This window comes from Cohnella candidum, assembly GCF_003713065.1.
In the GTDB taxonomy this organism is placed as follows: Bacteria; Bacillota; Bacilli; order Paenibacillales; family Paenibacillaceae; genus Cohnella; species Cohnella candidum.
Window position 1 is genome coordinate 4,909,256 of record NZ_CP033433.1, and the last position, 17,192, is coordinate 4,926,447.

General features: G+C 56.6%; 17 protein-coding genes. 11 read left to right on the top strand and 6 right to left on the bottom strand.

Annotation, left to right across the window (positions count from 1 at the left end):
* Window positions 1-13: 13 nt before the first annotated feature.
* The 4 genes from EAV92_RS22760 to EAV92_RS22775 are packed head-to-tail and all read right to left on the bottom strand — an operon-like array spanning window position 14 to window position 2,682.
* Entirely contained in the window at window positions 14-1,234 is a 1,221-nt protein-coding gene (locus tag EAV92_RS22760) for a glycosyltransferase family 39 protein (protein WP_123043199.1), read from the bottom strand.
* Between the two features lie 26 nt (window positions 1,235-1,260).
* On the bottom strand, window positions 1,261-1,605 hold the full coding sequence (locus tag EAV92_RS22765) for an EamA family transporter (protein ID WP_123043200.1): 345 nt from the start codon (window positions 1,603-1,605) through the stop codon (window positions 1,261-1,263).
* Between the two features lie 2 nt (window positions 1,606-1,607).
* The gene (locus EAV92_RS22770) at window positions 1,608-1,964 is read right to left on the bottom strand and encodes a DUF2304 domain-containing protein (RefSeq protein WP_123043201.1); all 357 of its coding nucleotides are present in this window, start codon (window positions 1,962-1,964) and stop codon (window positions 1,608-1,610) included.
* Between the two features lie 16 nt (window positions 1,965-1,980).
* Entirely contained in the window at window positions 1,981-2,682 is a 702-nt protein-coding gene (locus EAV92_RS22775) for a glycosyltransferase family 2 protein (RefSeq protein ID WP_123043202.1), read from the bottom strand.
* 238 nt (window positions 2,683-2,920) lie between these two features.
* On the opposite strand from EAV92_RS22775, the gene EAV92_RS22780 reads away from it, so the two are divergent.
* The 6 genes from EAV92_RS22780 to EAV92_RS22805 all read left to right on the top strand — a co-directional run bounded on the left by EAV92_RS22780 (window position 2,921) and on the right by EAV92_RS22805 (window position 9,380).
* Window positions 2,921-3,085 carry an anti-repressor SinI family protein gene (locus tag EAV92_RS22780; RefSeq protein ID WP_241158362.1) on the top strand — a complete coding sequence of 55 codons (165 nt, stop codon included), beginning with the start codon at window positions 2,921-2,923 and terminating at the stop codon, window positions 3,083-3,085.
* 121 nt (window positions 3,086-3,206) lie between these two features.
* Entirely contained in the window at window positions 3,207-4,403 is a 1,197-nt protein-coding gene (locus tag EAV92_RS22785) for a PQQ-dependent sugar dehydrogenase (protein WP_123043203.1), read from the top strand.
* A gap of 94 nt (window positions 4,404-4,497) precedes the next feature.
* Window positions 4,498-5,505 (top strand): LacI family DNA-binding transcriptional regulator, encoded by a 1,008-nt coding sequence (locus EAV92_RS22790; protein ID WP_123043204.1) that lies wholly within the window; start codon window positions 4,498-4,500, stop codon window positions 5,503-5,505.
* A 154-nt stretch (window positions 5,506-5,659) separates the two neighbouring features.
* Window positions 5,660-7,078 (top strand): ABC transporter substrate-binding protein, encoded by a 1,419-nt coding sequence (locus EAV92_RS22795; RefSeq protein WP_420888836.1) that lies wholly within the window; start codon window positions 5,660-5,662, stop codon window positions 7,076-7,078.
* Between the two features lie 117 nt (window positions 7,079-7,195).
* Complete coding sequence (locus EAV92_RS22800) at window positions 7,196-8,281, top strand: carbohydrate ABC transporter permease (RefSeq protein WP_206424258.1); 1,086 nt, start codon at window positions 7,196-7,198, stop codon at window positions 8,279-8,281.
* Window position 8,282: 1 nt separating this feature from the next.
* Window positions 8,283-9,380: a carbohydrate ABC transporter permease gene (locus tag EAV92_RS22805; RefSeq protein WP_123043206.1), complete on the top strand. Its 1,098-nt coding sequence runs from the start codon at window positions 8,283-8,285 to the stop codon at window positions 9,378-9,380.
* Between the two features lie 500 nt (window positions 9,381-9,880).
* Here EAV92_RS22805 and EAV92_RS22810 read toward each other — a convergent pair whose 3' ends face one another.
* Both EAV92_RS22810 and EAV92_RS22815 read right to left on the bottom strand, forming a co-directional pair.
* Window positions 9,881-10,825, bottom strand: a complete 945-nt coding sequence (locus EAV92_RS22810; RefSeq protein ID WP_241158363.1) for an RluA family pseudouridine synthase — start codon at window positions 10,823-10,825, stop codon at window positions 9,881-9,883.
* A 31-nt stretch (window positions 10,826-10,856) separates the two neighbouring features.
* Window positions 10,857-12,254 carry a CAP and S-layer homology domain-containing protein gene (locus EAV92_RS22815; RefSeq protein ID WP_164472903.1) on the bottom strand — a complete coding sequence of 466 codons (1,398 nt, stop codon included), beginning with the start codon at window positions 12,252-12,254 and terminating at the stop codon, window positions 10,857-10,859.
* A gap of 355 nt (window positions 12,255-12,609) precedes the next feature.
* On the opposite strand from EAV92_RS22815, the gene EAV92_RS22820 reads away from it, so the two are divergent.
* The 5 genes from EAV92_RS22820 to EAV92_RS22840 are packed head-to-tail and all read left to right on the top strand — an operon-like array spanning window position 12,610 to window position 16,884.
* Window positions 12,610-13,335, top strand: coding sequence for a hypothetical protein (locus tag EAV92_RS22820; RefSeq protein WP_123043209.1), 726 nt, complete (start codon window positions 12,610-12,612; stop codon window positions 13,333-13,335).
* Between the two features lie 54 nt (window positions 13,336-13,389).
* Complete coding sequence (locus EAV92_RS22825) at window positions 13,390-13,803, top strand: GntR family transcriptional regulator (protein ID WP_123043210.1); 414 nt, start codon at window positions 13,390-13,392, stop codon at window positions 13,801-13,803.
* Window positions 13,796-14,728, top strand: coding sequence for an ABC transporter ATP-binding protein (locus tag EAV92_RS22830; protein WP_123043211.1), 933 nt, complete (start codon window positions 13,796-13,798; stop codon window positions 14,726-14,728). Before EAV92_RS22825 ends, EAV92_RS22830 begins: the two co-directional genes overlap by 8 nt.
* Complete coding sequence (locus EAV92_RS22835) at window positions 14,715-15,617, top strand: ABC transporter ATP-binding protein (RefSeq protein ID WP_123043212.1); 903 nt, start codon at window positions 14,715-14,717, stop codon at window positions 15,615-15,617. The genes EAV92_RS22830 and EAV92_RS22835 overlap by 14 nt, the downstream gene beginning before the upstream one ends.
* Complete coding sequence (locus tag EAV92_RS22840; RefSeq protein WP_123043213.1) at window positions 15,610-16,884, top strand: ABC transporter permease; 1,275 nt, start codon at window positions 15,610-15,612, stop codon at window positions 16,882-16,884. Before EAV92_RS22835 ends, EAV92_RS22840 begins: the two co-directional genes overlap by 8 nt.
* The last annotated feature ends 308 nt before the right edge of the window (window positions 16,885-17,192 follow it).

Below are 17,192 nucleotides of genomic sequence, written 5' to 3' on the forward strand. Positions count from 1 at the left end.
AGCCCTCGTCTGTTTAAGAATTACCCAGTCGCTGCGGGGGCGGGGCGGCCCGGGAGAACCGGGCGGTCAGCCCATGAATGACAACTGCTGCGGCATAGGCGGAGAACAGGATGATGAGCGGCATGACGGTGAAATTATACCGGTACTCCGGAATGAACATCAGCCTGACGCCCGACATCACCACGATGACGGCGGCCGGCATCACGAGCGGGTGCCGCCATCGCCGCAGCGAGAAAATCATGCCCAGCAAGCCGGACAAGATGATCGCCAGGTGGAACAGATTTTGCTGGGGGAGGATCCGGTAGAACGGCATATGACCGGCCCCCATGAACATCCTGCCGTACGTGTATTCGAGTTTGCCGACCGTGAACCATTTCAGGAAGAGGCCCGTGTGCTCCGTAAAGCCGACCCGGATTCTCTCGAGGGCGATCTCCTTTTGGGTTTTCCCCTTCTCGTCCACGAGCCCGTCGCCCCATTGCTTGTACGGGAACGTTCCGGCATAGAAAGGATTCTCCTGCGTGCCGGTAAGGATGAGCTTATCCATGACCACCGCGTTCCGGATCCACCATGGGGACATGACGAGAGCAAGGCCGACCAGCGTCGCGAGCAACGGTTTCCAAAAGGATCTGTCACGGGTTTGAAGCCAATAGAGTGCGTACAGCGGCAGGCAGAGCGGCATGAACTCCGGCCGAATGAGCGCGGTTAATCCGAGCAGTATGCCGGCCAGCCCCGCATGGAGCGGCTTTCGCGTCTCGAAAGCGATCATTTGCACATACAGATAAGCGGTCAACAGGAGGGCCGTGGGCACCTCGGTAAGGACGGCGCCGTTGGTCCACATGAATGAGGGATATACGGCGGCAATCGCAGCTGCGAATAGCGCAGTGAGGTCGTTCGCCCATCTTTGGGCCATCAGAAAGAGCAGCGTGAGGTTCGCCATGCTAAACACGACGTTGAGATAACGCAAGTAGGGATACGGATCGTGAGTGTGATAGTCCACGACCTTGTAAACGGCGGCCATGATGAGCGGATAACCGGGAGTGACTTGGGCGTTCGACTGGGTCGATTTATAGCCGTAAACTCCGGTATCCAGCCATTGGCGCACCATTTTATCGTATTGGAGTGTGTCGTGCGGAACGAGATGCTGCACCGATCTCAGAAAATCAACGCGTAGGAAGACGGCCAGAACGAAAAAGGCGGCGAATGCGGCCCAAACCCATTTTTTCGAAATCGTCATGCGTTCTCCTCTCTATCGGCGGTCCGTTATTTCCAGCTGAGCACGGCGATGCCGGCCAGAATGATGACCGTGCCGATCCAGCGGGTCGGAGGAATGCTCTCTTTGAAAAGCGCGAATGCGACGATCAGCGCGAATACATAGGCGAAGCTCTGGAGCGGGTAAACGAAGCTGAGCGGCAGTCGGGATAGCACGTACAGCCAAATGACCGTCGCAACGCCGTACAGGAATACGCCCAGGATAATCAAAGGCGAAAACAGCACGTGAAGCGCGTTTTCGAGTTGGAGTCCGCCGGCTTTGGACAAGCCGATTTTCCAGACAACTTGGCCGGCTACGAGCAGCACGATGTTGAGCAGGAGCGCGAGATACACCATGGTTACTGTCCCTCTTCAACTTGGATTCGATCCAATTGGTGCTTCGCCATGCCCAGCTCCTGGGTCAGCCGGATGACGCGCTCCGTCAGGCGGGAAACCACGACGGTCAAGTGCAGGATCAGCACCAGGCAGACCATGATCCCGACAAGGAACAGCAGCGCGGGAGCGTATTTAACCCCGAGAAGCGAAGCGGCGCCCTCCAGCAAAGTCGTGCTTAAAGACAGAATGAAGAGAATGAGGCCGAATAACAGCCAGAGAAGAGAATATTGTTCCCGAAGCAGCCTTCGGCGCATCAAGTAGAAAACCGCGAACACGAGACCTGCGCTAAGGACGATCGACAGTGCCTGTACTCTCTCCATAACCGTTTCCTCCCCGTTAGCGGAAGCTTTTAACCATGACGGAAAGCGAAACCTTCACCATATAATAAGCGGATTTAAGCGAGGTGATGGAAGATGACCCGGCTTGGCGGGGTTCCATCTGCACGGAAACTTCCCGGATTCGGCAGCGGTTCCGCTTCGCAATGACGAGCGAGTCGACCTCCGGGTAGTCTGACGAGTATTCTTCGGCGAACAGCTCGATGACCCGGCGGTTGGCGGCCCGGAAACCCGAGGTCACGTCCTTGAGCGGCTGCCGGGTGAAGAACGTCACCAGAGCGGACAGGATGTAGATGCCCGTCCTGCGGCTGACCGTCGAGCGGAAGTCGGTCTTGTCCACGAAACGGGAACCGATGACCATATCCGCTTCATTACGGAGCAGCGGTTCGAGGATTTTAGGCAGCTCCTCGGGCTTATGCTGGCCGTCGGCGTCTACCTGTACGGCAATGTCGAAACCGTTGGCGGCGGCATACCGGTAGCCGGTCTGGACGGCTCCTCCGATGCCGAGGTTTTGAGGAAGCCGGATGACTCGCGCTCCGGCGGCTTTGGATACTTGGGAGGTTCGGTCGGCGGAGCCGTCATCGATGACTAATACGGTGAAATCCGGCTGCAGCCGGAGAATGGTGCGAATGACGGAGAAAATGGACTTATCCTCGTTGTAGGCGGGAATGATGATGCATACTTTGGGCGTTGCGGCGTTCATGACATCCCTCCGTTTAATCTCCTATCTATCCAATATGCACTTCCAGGATTAAATAACGTGAGTCATCATGTTAAATCTATGTATGAAATGTTAGTAGTCCCGGTTTGCTTGCGGCGGGAGGGTGGCATGGATTTATCGCCGGCCACATGAAAATCGCGCTTGACACGTTACAGACTGTAACTTAAATTAAGAGAAGCGACAGTTACAGTATGTATCGTTCGTGGAGGTCAAATTTCAAATGTCCAATGTCAGGGCAGTTGCCGAGATGGACCAGGAATGGGTGAAGCTGGTCAAAAACGCCCGTAGCTCCGGAATGAGCGTCGAGGAAATCGGAAGGCTTTTGCAATGCTTCAAGGAGAAAAAGAAGCAGCGGAATCACCTGGCTCCATCGCGATCCGCTTAAAATCTTCCAGAGATTCTGCTACAATGCCCATAAGAGACGTTTGAAGAAGCCTTCCCTCACCGGGAAAGCTTCTTTTGTTAAGAACGATATTTGCAGCACAAAATCGGGAGGATGATCGAGGATGAGACGGTGGGGTTTGAGCGGATTGATCGGATTGGTCTTGCTTCTGTCTGCTTGCGAAGGTACGGAAAACGATTCGCAGCCTGCCGTTTCTACTTCTTCCTCTTCTCCGTCGGTATCGGCATCGGAGGCCCGGGGAGAAGTCCGCCTTATGGCTGCTGCCGACGAGGGAACCTTCGACCGCCCCGTCGGCATGGCGCTCCGAAGCGGAGCAACGGGAAAGGCCTACATTGTGGAGCAACCCGGTCGAATCCGCCTGCTGGACTTGAGAAGCCCGAAAGACAAGCCTCCCGTCGTGCTCGACATCACCGACCGCGTGAAGGACGACGGCAACGAGCAAGGGCTGCTGGGACTGGCTTTTGACCCTGCCAAACCGGAGGAAGCGTACGTCAACTATACGACCGCAACGCATACGGTCATTGCCAGGTTCAATGCGGATCCTGCTTCCCAGGACAGGCTGGACCCGGCCAGTGAGCAGGTTATTTTGACTTTCAAGCAGCCATACGCGAACCATAACGGCGGCCAGCTGGCGTTCGGGCCGGACGGTTTGCTGTACATTGGGACAGGCGACGGCGGAGGGGCGGGCGATCCGAAAGGCAACGGCCAGAACAAGATGTCGCTGCTGGGCAAAATTCTCCGCATCGACGTGAGCCGCGGGGAAGGCGGGCGCATGTACGCGATCCCGTCGGACAACCCCTTCGCGGGCGGGGGAGGCGCACCGGAGATTTACGCCTTCGGGCTCCGCAACCCTTGGAGGTTCAACTTCGATTCCCAGACAGGGGAGCTCTGGGCCGCGGACGTCGGACAGAACGAATGGGAGGAAATCGACGTCATCCGGAAGGGCGGCAATTACGGTTGGAATACCCGCGAAGGCAAAGCCTGTTACAAGCCTGCGAAGGGCTGTGCGGCCGAAGGCTTGATCGATCCCGTTTACGTGTATGGCCATGATCTCGGCGTATCCGTGACCGGCGGTTATGTTTATCGAGGCGAATCCATTCCGGAGTGGGCCGGCTTGTACGTGTACGCCGATTATGCCACGGGAACGGTTTGGGGACTGCGGCGCCAAGAGGGAGGCGGCGTTGAAAACCGGACCCTGCTGGAGACGGGCAAGCAAATTACGTCATTCGGAGCGGATGAAGCGGGGGAAATTTACGTCGTGTCGCAGAGCGGCGGCATTTTCAAAATCGGAGTTGGATGAGCAGGGCCAAAAAGTTATTGACAGAACAAAATGAAAGCGGTAACATGAGCGTACAACAACTTGAAAACCTTTTCAAACGGAGATGGAGTTCAGCATGAAGCCCACCATCAGAGATGTCGCCAAGATGGCGAATGTCTCCATCAGTACGGTTTCACGCGTGATGAACTCGCCTGAATCCGTCGTGGAGAGCAAGAAACAACGCGTGCTTGGCGCCATCGAAGAGCTGAAGTACAAACCGAACGCACTCGCCAGGGGATTGATCTCCAAGAAAACGCACACGCTTGGCGTGGTTATCCCGGACATCCGGAACGCCTACTACGCCGAAATCATCCGAGGGATGGAGGATGCCTCCAAGAAACTAGGCTACAGCCTGATCATCTGCAACACGGATGCCGACCGCAATCGCCTGTTTTCCTACCTCAACACCTTCTACGAAAAGCAAGTCGACGGTTTGCTCTACACGAGCGACGCCGTTTTCCCCGACTACTACAAAGAGCTGAAAAGGCTGCGGATGCCCGTCGTTCTCGTCTCTACCCATTCGATGGAGTATGAGCTTCCTTCGGTGAAGATCGACGATGAGCAAGCCGCTTACGATGCCACGGCTTTTCTGATCGAAGCGGGACACCGCAGCATCGGCATGATCAGCTTCGACCTCAGCGACAGCATCGCGGGGCAAACGCGGTACCAAGGTTACGTCCGCGCCTTAAGGGAACATAACCTCGAATTCAGCAAAGACAACGTCTTTTTCATCCAAGAATACTACCATGATCCGTATGTCGCGGCCGAGAGCCTGCTCCGTCAAGCTCCGAATCTGACCGCCGTCTTCGCGTCTTCCGACGTTCTCGCCATGGGGCTCCTCAGTTACCTGTACGAGAAAGGAATTCAGGTCCCGGATGAGATCTCGGTTATCGGATTCGACAACATCCGGGTGTCGAGCCTCACGATCCCGAAGCTGACGACGGTCGCTCAACCCATGTACCAGATCGGTTACCGGGCCGTCGAGAAGCTGGACGCCCGCATCGGCGGGGAAGCCGATCCGCAGCTCAGGGAATTGGTGCCTCACGAAATCATCGTAAGAGGGTCTACCCGGAGGTTGAAGTGAATTTTTATGCATCAGTTTGAAAAGCTTTTCAAACTCAATTGCCGAGGTTAATGATGTGGGGAGGTGGATCGGAATTCCAATTGTAAGCGTATTTGACGGCAATGCGTAAAGACTTTGGAATTTTACTATTCGCGACAAGGGGTTGAATGGATTGATCAAGAAAAAGAGTTTTGCGATCACATTGGTACTGATCATGGCGTTCTCCATGCTGCTGGCGGCTTGCGGCAGCAAGAAAGACAACAACGAAGCTTCTCCGAGCGCGAGCGCAAGCGCGAGCACGCCGGCAAGCACCGAATCCGCATCGCCGAGCGCTTCCCCGAGCGCCAGCGCCGCAAGCGGCGGAGCATTGGCCGACGCACTGGCCGGCAAGTTCAAAGGAACGAAAGTCACGATGTTCGGTCCTTTCGTGGACGTCGACCAAGTGAAGTTCGAAGCCGCGATTAAAGACTTCGAAGACAAAACCGGCATCGACATCGCTTACGAAGGCTCCAAAGAATTCGAAGCGACGATCTCCGTCCGCGTTAACGGCGGCAACGCTCCGGACATCGCGGACTTCCCGCAGCCGGGCTTGCTCGCGAACATCGCGAAAACGGGCAAAGTCATCGACGTGAACTCGTTCCTCGACAAAGCGACGATGGAGAAGAAGTACAACAAGAGCTGGCTCGACATGGCCACCATGGACGGCGCGAACGGCAAAATCATGGCCGGCGTATGGGCGCGCAGCAGCGTGAAGAGCTTGGTTTGGTACAACAAGAAACAATTCGACGCAGCAGGTTACACCATTCCGAAAACGTGGGATGAACTGCTCAAGCTGACCGATCAAATCGCCAAAGACGGCGACCCGGCTTGGGCGATCGGCATCGAATCCGGCGCGGCAACCGGCTGGCCGGCAACCGACTGGATCGAAGACATCATGCTGCGCACGACGACTCCGGAAAACTACGACAAGTGGGTCAAAGGCGAGCTTCCGTTCACCGATCCGATCGTGAAAAACGCGGTTCAAAAAATGTCCGACATCTGGTTTAAGGACGGAGCCGTATATGGCGGCCGCAAGTCCATCGTGACGACGGCGTTCGGCGACGCTCCGAAAGTATTGTTCGACAACCCGCCGAAAGCATGGCTGCATCGCCAAGCCGGCTTCATTACCAGCTTCTTCCCGGAAGGCCTGAAGGCCGGGGAAGACTACGACTGGTTCCCGCTGCCTTCGATCGACCCGCAATACGGCACTCCGGCTCTCGTCTCCGGCGATATCTACGCGATGTTCAACGACCGTCCGGAAGTCCGCGCCGTCATGGAATTCTTCACGACGGGCGAGTCCATCAAGACCTGGGTCCAATCCGGCGGCGTTATCGCTCCGATGAACGATGCCGATCCTTCCTGGTACTCCACGGACGTCGAGCGCCGCATGGCTCAATTCGTGAAAGACGCTACCGCGATCCGTTTCGACGGTTCCGACCTCATGCCGGGCGCAGTAGGCGCAGGCACGTTCTGGAAGGGCATGACCGACTACGTGAGCGGCACGGTCAATCTCGACAAAGCGATGGAAGAGATCCAGGCCGGCTGGAAGAAGTAATTTGATTCGATTCCTTTGAAACAAGCAAAGTAACGGAGGGCACTCCCGGGCATCCGACGCGTGTTGCCCTCCGTTTTCTTTGCGCCATATCGGAAAGACAAGAAAGGAAGATCCGCGATGTCAACAGCTTCCGCTGCCAAACGCAGCATGCCTCGAATCGCCTTATGGTCGGTTCTCGTGCCTCTGTTCAACGTGGCCGTGCACTCCGCCATTTTCGTGTTCCTGCGGGACAGCGCGCTGCCTCCGGTCTTATACGCGATTCTGGCCATTCTGTGGGGAGTCGGAGGCGTATATTCCATCTATTGGTCCTTTAACTGGGTGATCGAGCAATATTCGGACGTCTGGAAAAGGAGAATCCAGCCGTTCCTGTTCATCGGTCCCGCGATCGGGCTGCTGGCTTGGCTGCTGCTCATTCCGACGATCCGCACGTTCATCATGAGCTTTCAGGACGCGAGCTCCAGCAAATTCGTCGGCTTCGCCAACTACGCGGCGGTATTCACGAACCGGCTTCTGCTGACTGCGTTGCGGAACAACTTGCTGTGGGTCGTGTTCGGTGCGACTGCGTGTATCATTCTCGGTCTGTTGATCGCCGTGCTGGCTGATCGAAGCAGCTTCGAGCGTTTGGCGAAAATCATCATTTTCATGCCGATGGCGATTTCCTTCGTCGCGGCGGGCGTGATCTGGAAGTTCATTTACTACTATCAGCCGGGCGATGAGCAAATCGGCCTGCTGAACGCCATCGTCGTCCACTTCGGCGGAGATCCGCAAGCTTGGACCAGCATGACGCAGCCTTGGAACAATCTGTTCCTCATCGTGATCCTGATCTGGATGCAGACGGGCTTCGCGATGGTCATTCTGTCGGCCGCTTTGAAAGGCGTGCCGGAGGATATTCTGGAAGCCGCCCGCATGGACGGCGCCGGGGAAATCCGCATTTTCTTCCGCATCATCATCCCGTTCATCTCGGGAACCCTGTTGTCCGTCACGACGACGGTCATCGTGTTCACGCTCAAAATTTTCGACGTCGTCATGGTCATGACCGGCGGTCAATATGACACCGAGGTCGTGGCGACCCAGTTTTACCGGCAGTTCTTCATGTACCAAAACTTCGGATACGGCTCGACGCTTGCCATCGTCCTCCTGATCGCCGTCATTCCCGTGATCGTGTTCAATTTGCGCCAGATCCGGAAACAGGGGGAGATCTGAGATGAGAAGAAGGAAATCACGCCGCACGGGCTCCAAAACGCTCGTCAACACGATACTCGCCGTCATCTGTCTCATTTGGCTCATCCCGACGGTAGGACTGCTCGTTTCCTCGTTCCGCCCGGCCAGCGATATTTTAAAAACCGGCTGGTGGACGGTCGCGCCTCATCGGGAGAACGTCACCAAGGATAAAATCCAGCTTCCGAAAGACACGGATTTGAGGCAGCCGATCGAAGTGCAGGGCAAAACGTATACCGACGCTGAACTTCGCAAAGGAGTCAAGGCGCCCGACGGTTCCACGCTGGTTTGGGAAAACCGCCGCGCTCGCCTGATTGACATACAGAAGCCCGGCTGGAAAATGAACGCCGACTTTACGCTGGATAACTACAAAGGCGTTCTGACCGGCAAAACCTACAAGCTCGTGCAGCCGGACGGCAGCGAGCGGACCGAGAAGGGCAGTAACCTGTCGCGGGCGTTCCTGAACACGATCGTCGTGTCGATCCCGGCGACGGTCATCCCGATCTTGATCGCAAGCTTCGCCGCGTATGCGTTCGCTTGGCTCAAATTCCCGTTCCGCAAAACGCTGTTCGTGATGGTGATCATGCTGCTCGTCGTTCCGTTGCAGGTGGCGCTCATTCCAGTGTCGAATGATTTCGCGGCGCTCGGGCTGAACGGCAACTTCCTCGGCATCTGGATCGCGCACGCGGGCTTCGGCTTGCCGCTGGCGACGTACTTCATGTACTCCTACATCAGCCAGCTGCCGAAGGATCTGTTCGAATCGGCCTACATGGACGGCGCGACGAACTTCACGATTTTCACGCGGCTGATTCTGCCGCTCGCGGTTCCGTCGATCGCGTCGATCAGCATCTTCCAGTTCCTGTGGGTGTGGAACGACTACCTCGTCTCGCTCATCTTCCTGGGCGGGCAGGAAAGCGTCCAGGTGTTGTCCATGCGGATCGCCAACATGGTCGGTTCCCGCGGCGATGCTTGGCACTTGCTCACCGCAGCCGCTTTCGTGTCGATGCTCATGCCGCTCGCCGTCTTCTTCGGCCTGCAGCGCTACTTCGTTCGCGGCCTGCTCGGCGGTTCGGTTAAGGGGTAAGCGAGTTTGGTTGTGCGCGAAAAGGCTTGGATCCCTCGGTTCCAAGCCTTTTTTGTGTTGGGAGCAGAGGTTTGGCGCGGAGTTATGTAACTTTCTTACACAATTCTGCCCGAACCCCCGTCTAGGTACGGAGTTATTTAACTTTGTTGCATAATTCCGATGGAAACCCCGTCTAAGCGAGGAGATATGTAACTTTCTTACACAACTCTAACCGTAGACCAGTCTCAATAATGCTACAGCCAGTTGGAGCGCGGGAGTTAAGTAAACCAGAGTTGCTTAAGTTCGAGAAAGTGTGTGCGAGGAGGCGGATAAGTAGTCCGGTGTTACTTAAGTGCGTGGAGATACGGAAGTTGTGGCGTAATGAGTAAACCAGAGTTACTTAATTGCCAGAGAGTGCGTGCGAGGAGGAGGGTTAAGTAGTCCAGCGTTACTTAAATACGCGGGGGTGGGGTTCAGGCATGTTAAAAGAGCGGGTACGGAAATTCCGTACCCGCTCTTACTTATTTAGGTTCTTGATCTTTAAACACGCTAAGGAACGACTTCGGCACGTCGGCCTTAAAGCGCAGACGCTCTCCCGTGGTCGGATGGACGAAAGCGAGCACGCTCGCGTGAAGGCCGAGGCGGCCGATCGGCTTCGTCTTGGCGCCGTATTTCTTGTCCCCGGCAATCGGATGGCCGAGGTCCTGCATGTGAACGCGGATTTGGTTTTTGCGGCCGGTTTCGAGTCGGATTTCCAGCAGCGAATATAGGCGGCTCGAGCGGAGCAGCTTGTAGTGCGTCACCGCGTGCTGGCCGTCGTTCGGCTGGGAACTGGAATACATTTTCATCGCGGCGTTTTCCTTGAGCCACGACTCCACTTTGCCCTCCGGCTCGCGGACCTGCCCTTCTACGAGTGCCGTGTACGTCCGTTCCGTGACGACGTCCTTCCAGGCGTCCTGCATCTTCTTCTGCACTTGCTCGCTGCGGGCGAACATCATGACGCCGGACGTGTCTCGGTCCAGCCGGTGAAGAACGAAGATCCGCGCGCGGGGATCCTCCCGTTTCACGTAATCCGATAATTGGCGGTAGGCGGTCAACTCGCGCTCTTCCTCCGTCGCGACGGACAGCAGCCCGGCGTCCTTGCGAATGACGATGATGTCCGCGTCCTCGTGGAGCACGGACAGTCCGACGAAGCGTACCGCTTCCGGCGGCCGTCCTTTGCGTACCTCCACTGCGTCGCCCGGCTTCAACGGATGGTTGAAGGCGGTGACCGTACGGCCTCCGACTGACACCTGGCCGCGAGACAGCATCGCTTTCACGGAGTTGCGGCCCTGTCCGGGATGCTGGCTGAACAGGAAAGAAAGCAGCTCAGACGGTTCCCGCACCGTGAAGGTACGGGAAGACGTCGGGCTGCTTTTAGCGGATGCGCCCGCGGGGGGCGCTTTTTTGAATGGTGGACGTTTCACGAGGGATTGACTTCCTCTCACTGGGATAAAGTTACGATACGGATGGGAGAGCGTACTTCGCGTCGAGCGCGTTCTTGATAAACTGCACGGCTTCGGCGCGAGTCAGCGTATCCGCTCCCCGGTAGCCCACGACGGTCGCAGCGGTTTTGCCTTTCGAGTAACCGTTCGTGAGCATGTAACGGATGGCGTCGTAGCCGGTCAGCTTTTGCCCGGCCGCCGACGCGAAGAGCTCGGCCACTGCCGTACGGTTCAACGATTTCGACTTGAGCTTCGCGTCCTTCAACCCCTGAAGGTTAAAGCCGTGTCCGGCCGCATAAGCGTAATAGGCATCGGACCAGAAACCGCTCGGCGTAACATTCGCTCCCATCGCCACCGTGAACATTTTCAGAAACTCGGCTTCCGTGACCGTATTGTCGGGTTTGAACGTGCCGTCCGGATAACCGGAGGCGATGTTCAGTCCCGCTGCCCAATCGATCGTTTGGCGAGCCCAGTGTCCGGCGGTATCCGCGAATTTCGGAAGGGTGGCCGCCGGGTCCAGCGCGCTTGAGAAATCGACCGAGTAGGTAATCGTTTTGGCCGATCCGTCTTTGCCCGCCAAACCGTTGATCGTCACGTCGTACACGTCGCCGGGCTGGTACTCGGAAATGCCGGCCGGCCGGAAAATAATCGCCGAACCTGTGCCGTAGCCGCTGTTTTCGACGTTAAAGTAATTCCCCTTCTCGGTGACGGTATTTTGCGAGGCTCCGAACTGCCACGTGCGTCCGTCGCTTTTCCTTTTCAGGTTAACCGTGACCGACGCCAGGGACGGCCTGGCATATTCGGCGGTATTCAGGCTGATGGACCAAGCGGTCGTCGGCTGCATGACCTCCACCGGAAACGCTCCGCGCGCAGGGTACGGAATGTAGTGGAAGTTGACCTTCTCGCTTCTGCTCTTGTCGAACACCTGCAGAGCGGTGTAGCTGAACTCGTCCTTGCCCTTCGCGAGTCCCATCCCCGTATATTGCAGCGGCGGGTTCAGGACCCAGCGGCGGTGTCCGAGCCTGTCCAGGTTGGAAGTATCGGAGTCTTCCATATAGGCTTCGATAGACGCGAACAAGATATGATTATTGTAACCATAAGAAGCGAATATATTAGCGCTCGACGTGGAAGCGTACCCCAGCTTGTAGAAATCGTCGGCCATGTCGGCCGGCTTCGGCGGCGTATGTCCGAAATTGCCTTCCGAGGCGAGCAGAACCGAGCCATAGGCGGCTTTGCGGTTCAAATCATCCGTCGCGGTCACATCGCCGGGCAATCCGCTGATATAGCGATAGAAATTCAGGGCGTTCAAACCGTCCTGAATATACTCCGTCTTCAGCGTACCCGCAGAGTAGGGGGCGGTAACGGCCGGCGCCGTGACGTAAGGATGGGTGTAATCGGCTTTCGGTGACATATAAGAACGCCACATGGCGGCGACTTCGTCGGCGGTGCGGACCGGAAGACCGGTGTCCGTTTCGACGGAAGCAGCGGAGGCGACGGCGGCTATAGGAGCATGGGGCAGAGCAACGGTTGCGGAGAACAAAGATGCGGCAAGGACAAACTTAGTGAGAAATCGATTAATCTAGCTCACGCCTTTCTATAAAATTAAGTCTATTAACCATTATTGTCATCTATGAAACGTGGCAGGTCCATCGTTTTTTCGCATATTGACGATTAAAATTCTTTTATGTATAGTGTGCATATACACATACACAGTTGATCGAATCGTTAACGTCCCTTACGTTTAACGGCATGGAGGAGGAAGAGGAATGTCCGGATGGAAAGCGGCATGGGCGATGGCGATGTTCGGATGGAGAAAGGAATGGCTCGGCATGCTGTTTACTTTCTTGTTCGCTCTTTACTGCGGGGGAATGACGGGGGTCAGCCTGAACGAGCTTCTCTCGGATCCGGCGGGGAGTTCCGGCATGTTCGTCATGGTCGATTGGATGTACCTGATGGTCTTTCCGGCGTTCGGCCTGCTCATGAACCGGACGGCTTTCAAAATCAGCCGGGATGACGTCTATACGAAGAAAATCGCCCATTGGCGCACGATGCCCATCCCTCTGCAGACGATCGTGAAGGCCCGGATGCTGAATGCGCTTCTCATGGTTCCGATCATCGGGCTGGCTTTCCTCCTGCTGCAATACGGGGTTTCGTCGGCTTTACGCGATCGCATGTCCCTTGTCGGTTGGCTGGCCGCCGGTTTCGTCTGGATGTGTTACGCGTTCGCCATGAACGCCGTGCTGATCTGGCTCGAGCTCGGATGCAGCGGCAAACGCTACGTCTGGTACTATTGGGGATTCGTCGCGGCTTGCATGATCGTTTCCGCGATTCTGGCATTCGGCGGTGTCCATCTTGTTCGGGAGACGATGATTCAGATCGACGCGGGACACTATTACATATTACCGGCGGGTTTGGCGATCGCGGCGGCCGCGCTGTATGCCGGTTATCGGTTGACCCTGAAAAGGATGCGGGAGCGCTCGTACGTTTTTTAACGGTTTTTTAGCCAAAGACGATTTTGCATGCGGTACAGCGAAGGAGGTGGTCCCGTGTGGCTGCCGATCAAAATTGACGAACAGCGACCCGAGCCGCTCTACCACCAGATCGAGTCGCAGCTTCGCGGGCTGATTCTCGGAGGGCAGTTGACGGAGGGGACGGCGCTTCCCTCCATCCGGGAGCTGGCGGTGTCTTTAAAATGCAGCGTCATCACGATCAGGCGGGTATACCAGGACTTGGAGACGGAAGGATTGATTCGCACCCGGCAAGGTGCGGGGACGTTCGTCGCGGGCGTCGATCTGACGGAACGCGAGAAGCACCGTTTGAGCCGGGCCGCGGAGGAGCTGGAGAAAGCCGTCGACGCCGGCTTGCAGCTTCAATGCACCATCGAAGAGATCGAGACGCTTTTCCGGGATGTTATGAAGGCTCGAGCGGAAGGACAGTCGGGAGGGAACCGCGATGAATGATTTCGAACGGCCGGCGATTCGGTTCGCGGGCATGACGACAGGGAGCGGGGAATTCCGCTTGGGACCGCTCGATTTGGAAATCCCGCAGGGACTCGTCACGGCAGTCGTCGGGGCCAACGGTTCGGGCAAGAGCACGCTTTTCCGAACGCTGCTCGGGCTGGAGCCGGTCACGGGTGGGCGGCTGGAAGTGCTTGGCTCGCCCATCCTGCCGAATGGCGAGGAAAGCTATAAAGCGAGAATCGGCTTCGTGGCGGAAAATCCCCATGCCTACGAGAATCCGATGACGGTGGCCGAGAAGGCGGAATTCGCCTCGCTCTGGTACCCCGGGTGGGATCGCAAGCGTTATCGCCGCTTGGTCGACAGGTTCGATATCGACGTGAGCGCCAGGCTTTCGAAGCTGTCCAAGGGAATGCGCAGGAAAGCGGAGCTGGCGATCGCCATGGCCCATGATCCCGAGCTGCTGCTCCTCGATGAGCCTTCTTCCGGCCTCGATCCTTTCATTTGGAAAATATGGCTGGAAGAATTGCAGAGTTACCTGGAGAACGGCGATCGGACGCTGCTGCTGGCCACCCACGTGACGGAGGAAGTCAGGCGGCTTGCCGACAACGTGCTGTTTCTGCACCGGGGGCAGTCACTCGGATTCTACGAGAAAGACCGGCTGTTCGAGGAATGGCGCTCGCTGCTGGTGCGAAGGTCGGAAGCGGGTGCGGACCCCGGTAAGTTGAGAGGGACCCCGGGCTGCTGCCGGATGGAGAGCGGCGGATCGGACTTATATAGCATTGTGGTAAGCGGCGCCGAGCGCGGCGAGCAGGAATTTTATTTGGCGGCTTGCGGATTCCAGGTGCTGGAGAACCGGCCTTTGGAACTGGAAGATATATTGGGCTGTATGATCGCAAAGGAGGAAGCGAACGTTGAACCCGCTTAAAGTGGAACGCGTCGTCAAGCAGTACGGCGACAAAACGGCAGTGAACGGCTTGAGCTTCGAAGTAGCGGAAGGCGAAATTTACGGCTTGCTTGGCGCGAACGGCGCCGGCAAAACGACGACCATGCGCATGATTCTCGGACTTATTTTCCCCGATGGCGGGGACATCCGTTATTTCGGCAAGAACTACAGCAAAGAGCAGCTCAGCATGCTCGGGTATCTGCCCGAAGAGAGAGGCATGTATCCGAAAATCAAAGTGAGCGACCAGATTCTCTATTTGGCGCAGCTCCGCGGCATGTCCCGCAAGGACGCGGAGGCCAATTTGCGGAAGTGGCTGGAGAAGTTCCAGGTGCCCGAAAACTACGACAAGAAAGTCGAAGAGCTGTCCAAGGGCAACCAGCAGAAAATCCAGTTCATCGCCGCGGTCATCCATAATCCCCGTATCGTCATTTTGGACGAAGCTTTCAGCGGATTGGATCCGGTTAACGTCGAGCTGCTGAAAACGACCGTCAAAGAACTTCGCGACAACGGCACGAGCATCGTGTTTTCGACCCACCGGATGGAACACGTCGAAGAGCTGTGCCGCAACATCACGATCATGCACAAGTCCAATCCCGTGCTGCAGGGGCCGATCCGGGAGATCAAGAAGAAGTTCCCGCAGGAGCGGGTCATTCTGGCAGCGGACGGGGAAGTCTCCGGTCTCGAGTCCATTCCCGGAGTAGCTTCGGTTGTTCGCCACGAGAACAGCTATGAAATGAAAGTTCGGGAGCCGGACGTCGCGCAAGCGGTGCTTCGCCACGCGCTGGCCCAAGGCCCGGTCCGCCGGTTCGAGCTGATGGAGCCGACGCTGAACGAAATCTTCATTAAAACGGTAGGTGAGAGCCATGAATAAACTCGGAACGGTCATCGGGTTCACGATGCGCAACAAAGTACGCAGCAAGGCCTTCATCATTACCACGCTGGTGCTGATCGTGCTGGTCGTGGTCGGCGGCAACGTGCCGTATCTCATCAATAAGCTCGGCGGCGGGGACAAAGCCAGCAGCGTAGGCTACGTCGAAGGACAGCATCCGGAAATCGTGCAGCAGATGCAGATGTATTACGCCCAGCAAGAAAGGTTGCAAGACAAGACGGAAGTCAAGCTCGAAGTGTCTACCGACGAGACGAAGCTCAAGCAAATGGTCGAGGACGGCTCGCTGAACGGATATATTTCGTTTAAAGATAATGCCGAAAACGGATTTCCCGACGTGACTTACCACTCCAAGAGCGCATTGGGCTCCGGTACGTCCTCGTCGCTGGCATCGACCTTGCAAATCGTTAAAACGAATATGCTGGTGAAAGACGCCGGATTGACGGAAACGCAAATACGGAATCTCCAGACGCCGGTCGAGCTGAAGAACGAGCAAATCAGCTTGACGAATGAGAACGGAAAAACCGAAGACGAGCAAGGCACTGCCATCGGCCTGACCTACGTCGTCGTCATCCTGCTGTTCATGGGCGTCATGATCTCCGGGCAGCTGATCGCGACCGAGATCACCGCCGAGAAGAGCTCGCGCGTCATGGAAATCATCGTAACCAGCGTCTCTCCGCTCGTTCAGATGTTCGGCAAAGTCATCGGAACGTTCGTGGTGTCCGTCATTCAGATCGCCGCCATCGTCGGCGCGCTCGTCATCAACCTGACGATGCCGCAGAACTCCGATGCGCTCAAAGGCTTCGGCATCCGACTCGACACGATCGATCCCGCAATGATCGTCTATGCGATTGTTTTCTTCCTCGCCGGCTTCTTCCTGTTCGCGATGCTGTTCGCGGCGGTCGGTTCGATCGTGAGCCGCACCGAGGATCTCGGCCAGGCTGTGCTGCCGATTTCGATGCTGACGCTGGTCGGCTTCTACATCGCGATATTCGGCTTGACCCATCCGGAAAGCCCGCTGATCGTCGTCTGCTCGTTCATCCCGTTCTTCTCGCCGTTCCTCATGGTGTTGAGGGTCGGACTCTCCAACCCGGGCTGGTGGGAGATTGCCTTGTCGCTCGGCATCCTGATCGTCGCGATCCTCGGGCTGGGCTGGCTGTCCGCGAAGATTTACCGCACGGGCGTGCTCATGTACGGCAAGCGCCCGTCGGTGAAAGAGCTCATGAAGGCGATGAAAGCGTACAAGGTTTAAGAAGGCAGGCTGCAGTTGAACCAATTGCCCCCCCTCCATCGCCCAACAGGGACTAGTCCAGACTCGCGACTACCGAGAATTACTTATCCCACATGATCTCTGTAACAATAAAGAAAGTCATGGATGCAAGGGAGTCGCTATGAGCATAAGCTCATCGCGACTTTGCTTTTTGTGAGTTAATAGTATTAGTTTATAAATCCTTTTCATTATGGATAAAGGGACAAGGCGTTGATTAACATTACGATATAATCGTAGCAACAGGCGGTAAAGACAGGCGGTAAAGACCCCCTACTGGCCGGAACCATTCG

What these genes read in the sequence shown, in the direction of transcription:
- EAV92_RS22800 (WP_206424258.1), top strand. Translation starts at nt 7,196, where the DNA reads ATGTCAACAGCTTCCGCTGCCAAACGCAGCATGCCTCGAATCGCCTTA.
- EAV92_RS22785 (WP_123043203.1), top strand. Translation starts at nt 3,207, where the DNA reads ATGAGACGGTGGGGTTTGAGCGGATTGATCGGATTGGTCTTGCTTCTG.
- EAV92_RS22790 (WP_123043204.1), top strand. Translation starts at nt 4,498, where the DNA reads ATGAAGCCCACCATCAGAGATGTCGCCAAGATGGCGAATGTCTCCATC.
- EAV92_RS22820 (WP_123043209.1), top strand. Translation starts at nt 12,610, where the DNA reads ATGTCCGGATGGAAAGCGGCATGGGCGATGGCGATGTTCGGATGGAGA.
- EAV92_RS22780 (WP_241158362.1), top strand. Translation starts at nt 2,921, where the DNA reads ATGTCCAATGTCAGGGCAGTTGCCGAGATGGACCAGGAATGGGTGAAG.
- EAV92_RS22765 (WP_123043200.1), bottom strand. Translation starts at nt 1,605, where the DNA reads ATGGTGTATCTCGCGCTCCTGCTCAACATCGTGCTGCTCGTAGCCGGC.
- EAV92_RS22775 (WP_123043202.1), bottom strand. Translation starts at nt 2,682, where the DNA reads ATGAACGCCGCAACGCCCAAAGTATGCATCATCATTCCCGCCTACAAC.
- EAV92_RS22770 (WP_123043201.1), bottom strand. Translation starts at nt 1,964, where the DNA reads ATGGAGAGAGTACAGGCACTGTCGATCGTCCTTAGCGCAGGTCTCGTG.
- EAV92_RS22805 (WP_123043206.1), top strand. Translation starts at nt 8,283, where the DNA reads ATGAGAAGAAGGAAATCACGCCGCACGGGCTCCAAAACGCTCGTCAAC.
- EAV92_RS22760 (WP_123043199.1), bottom strand. Translation starts at nt 1,234, where the DNA reads ATGACGATTTCGAAAAAATGGGTTTGGGCCGCATTCGCCGCCTTTTTC.
- EAV92_RS22840 (WP_123043213.1), top strand. Translation starts at nt 15,610, where the DNA reads ATGAATAAACTCGGAACGGTCATCGGGTTCACGATGCGCAACAAAGTA.
- EAV92_RS22815 (WP_164472903.1), bottom strand. Translation starts at nt 12,254, where the DNA reads ATGTCACCGAAAGCCGATTACACCCATCCTTACGTCACGGCGCCGGCC.
- EAV92_RS22830 (WP_123043211.1), top strand. Translation starts at nt 13,796, where the DNA reads ATGAATGATTTCGAACGGCCGGCGATTCGGTTCGCGGGCATGACGACA.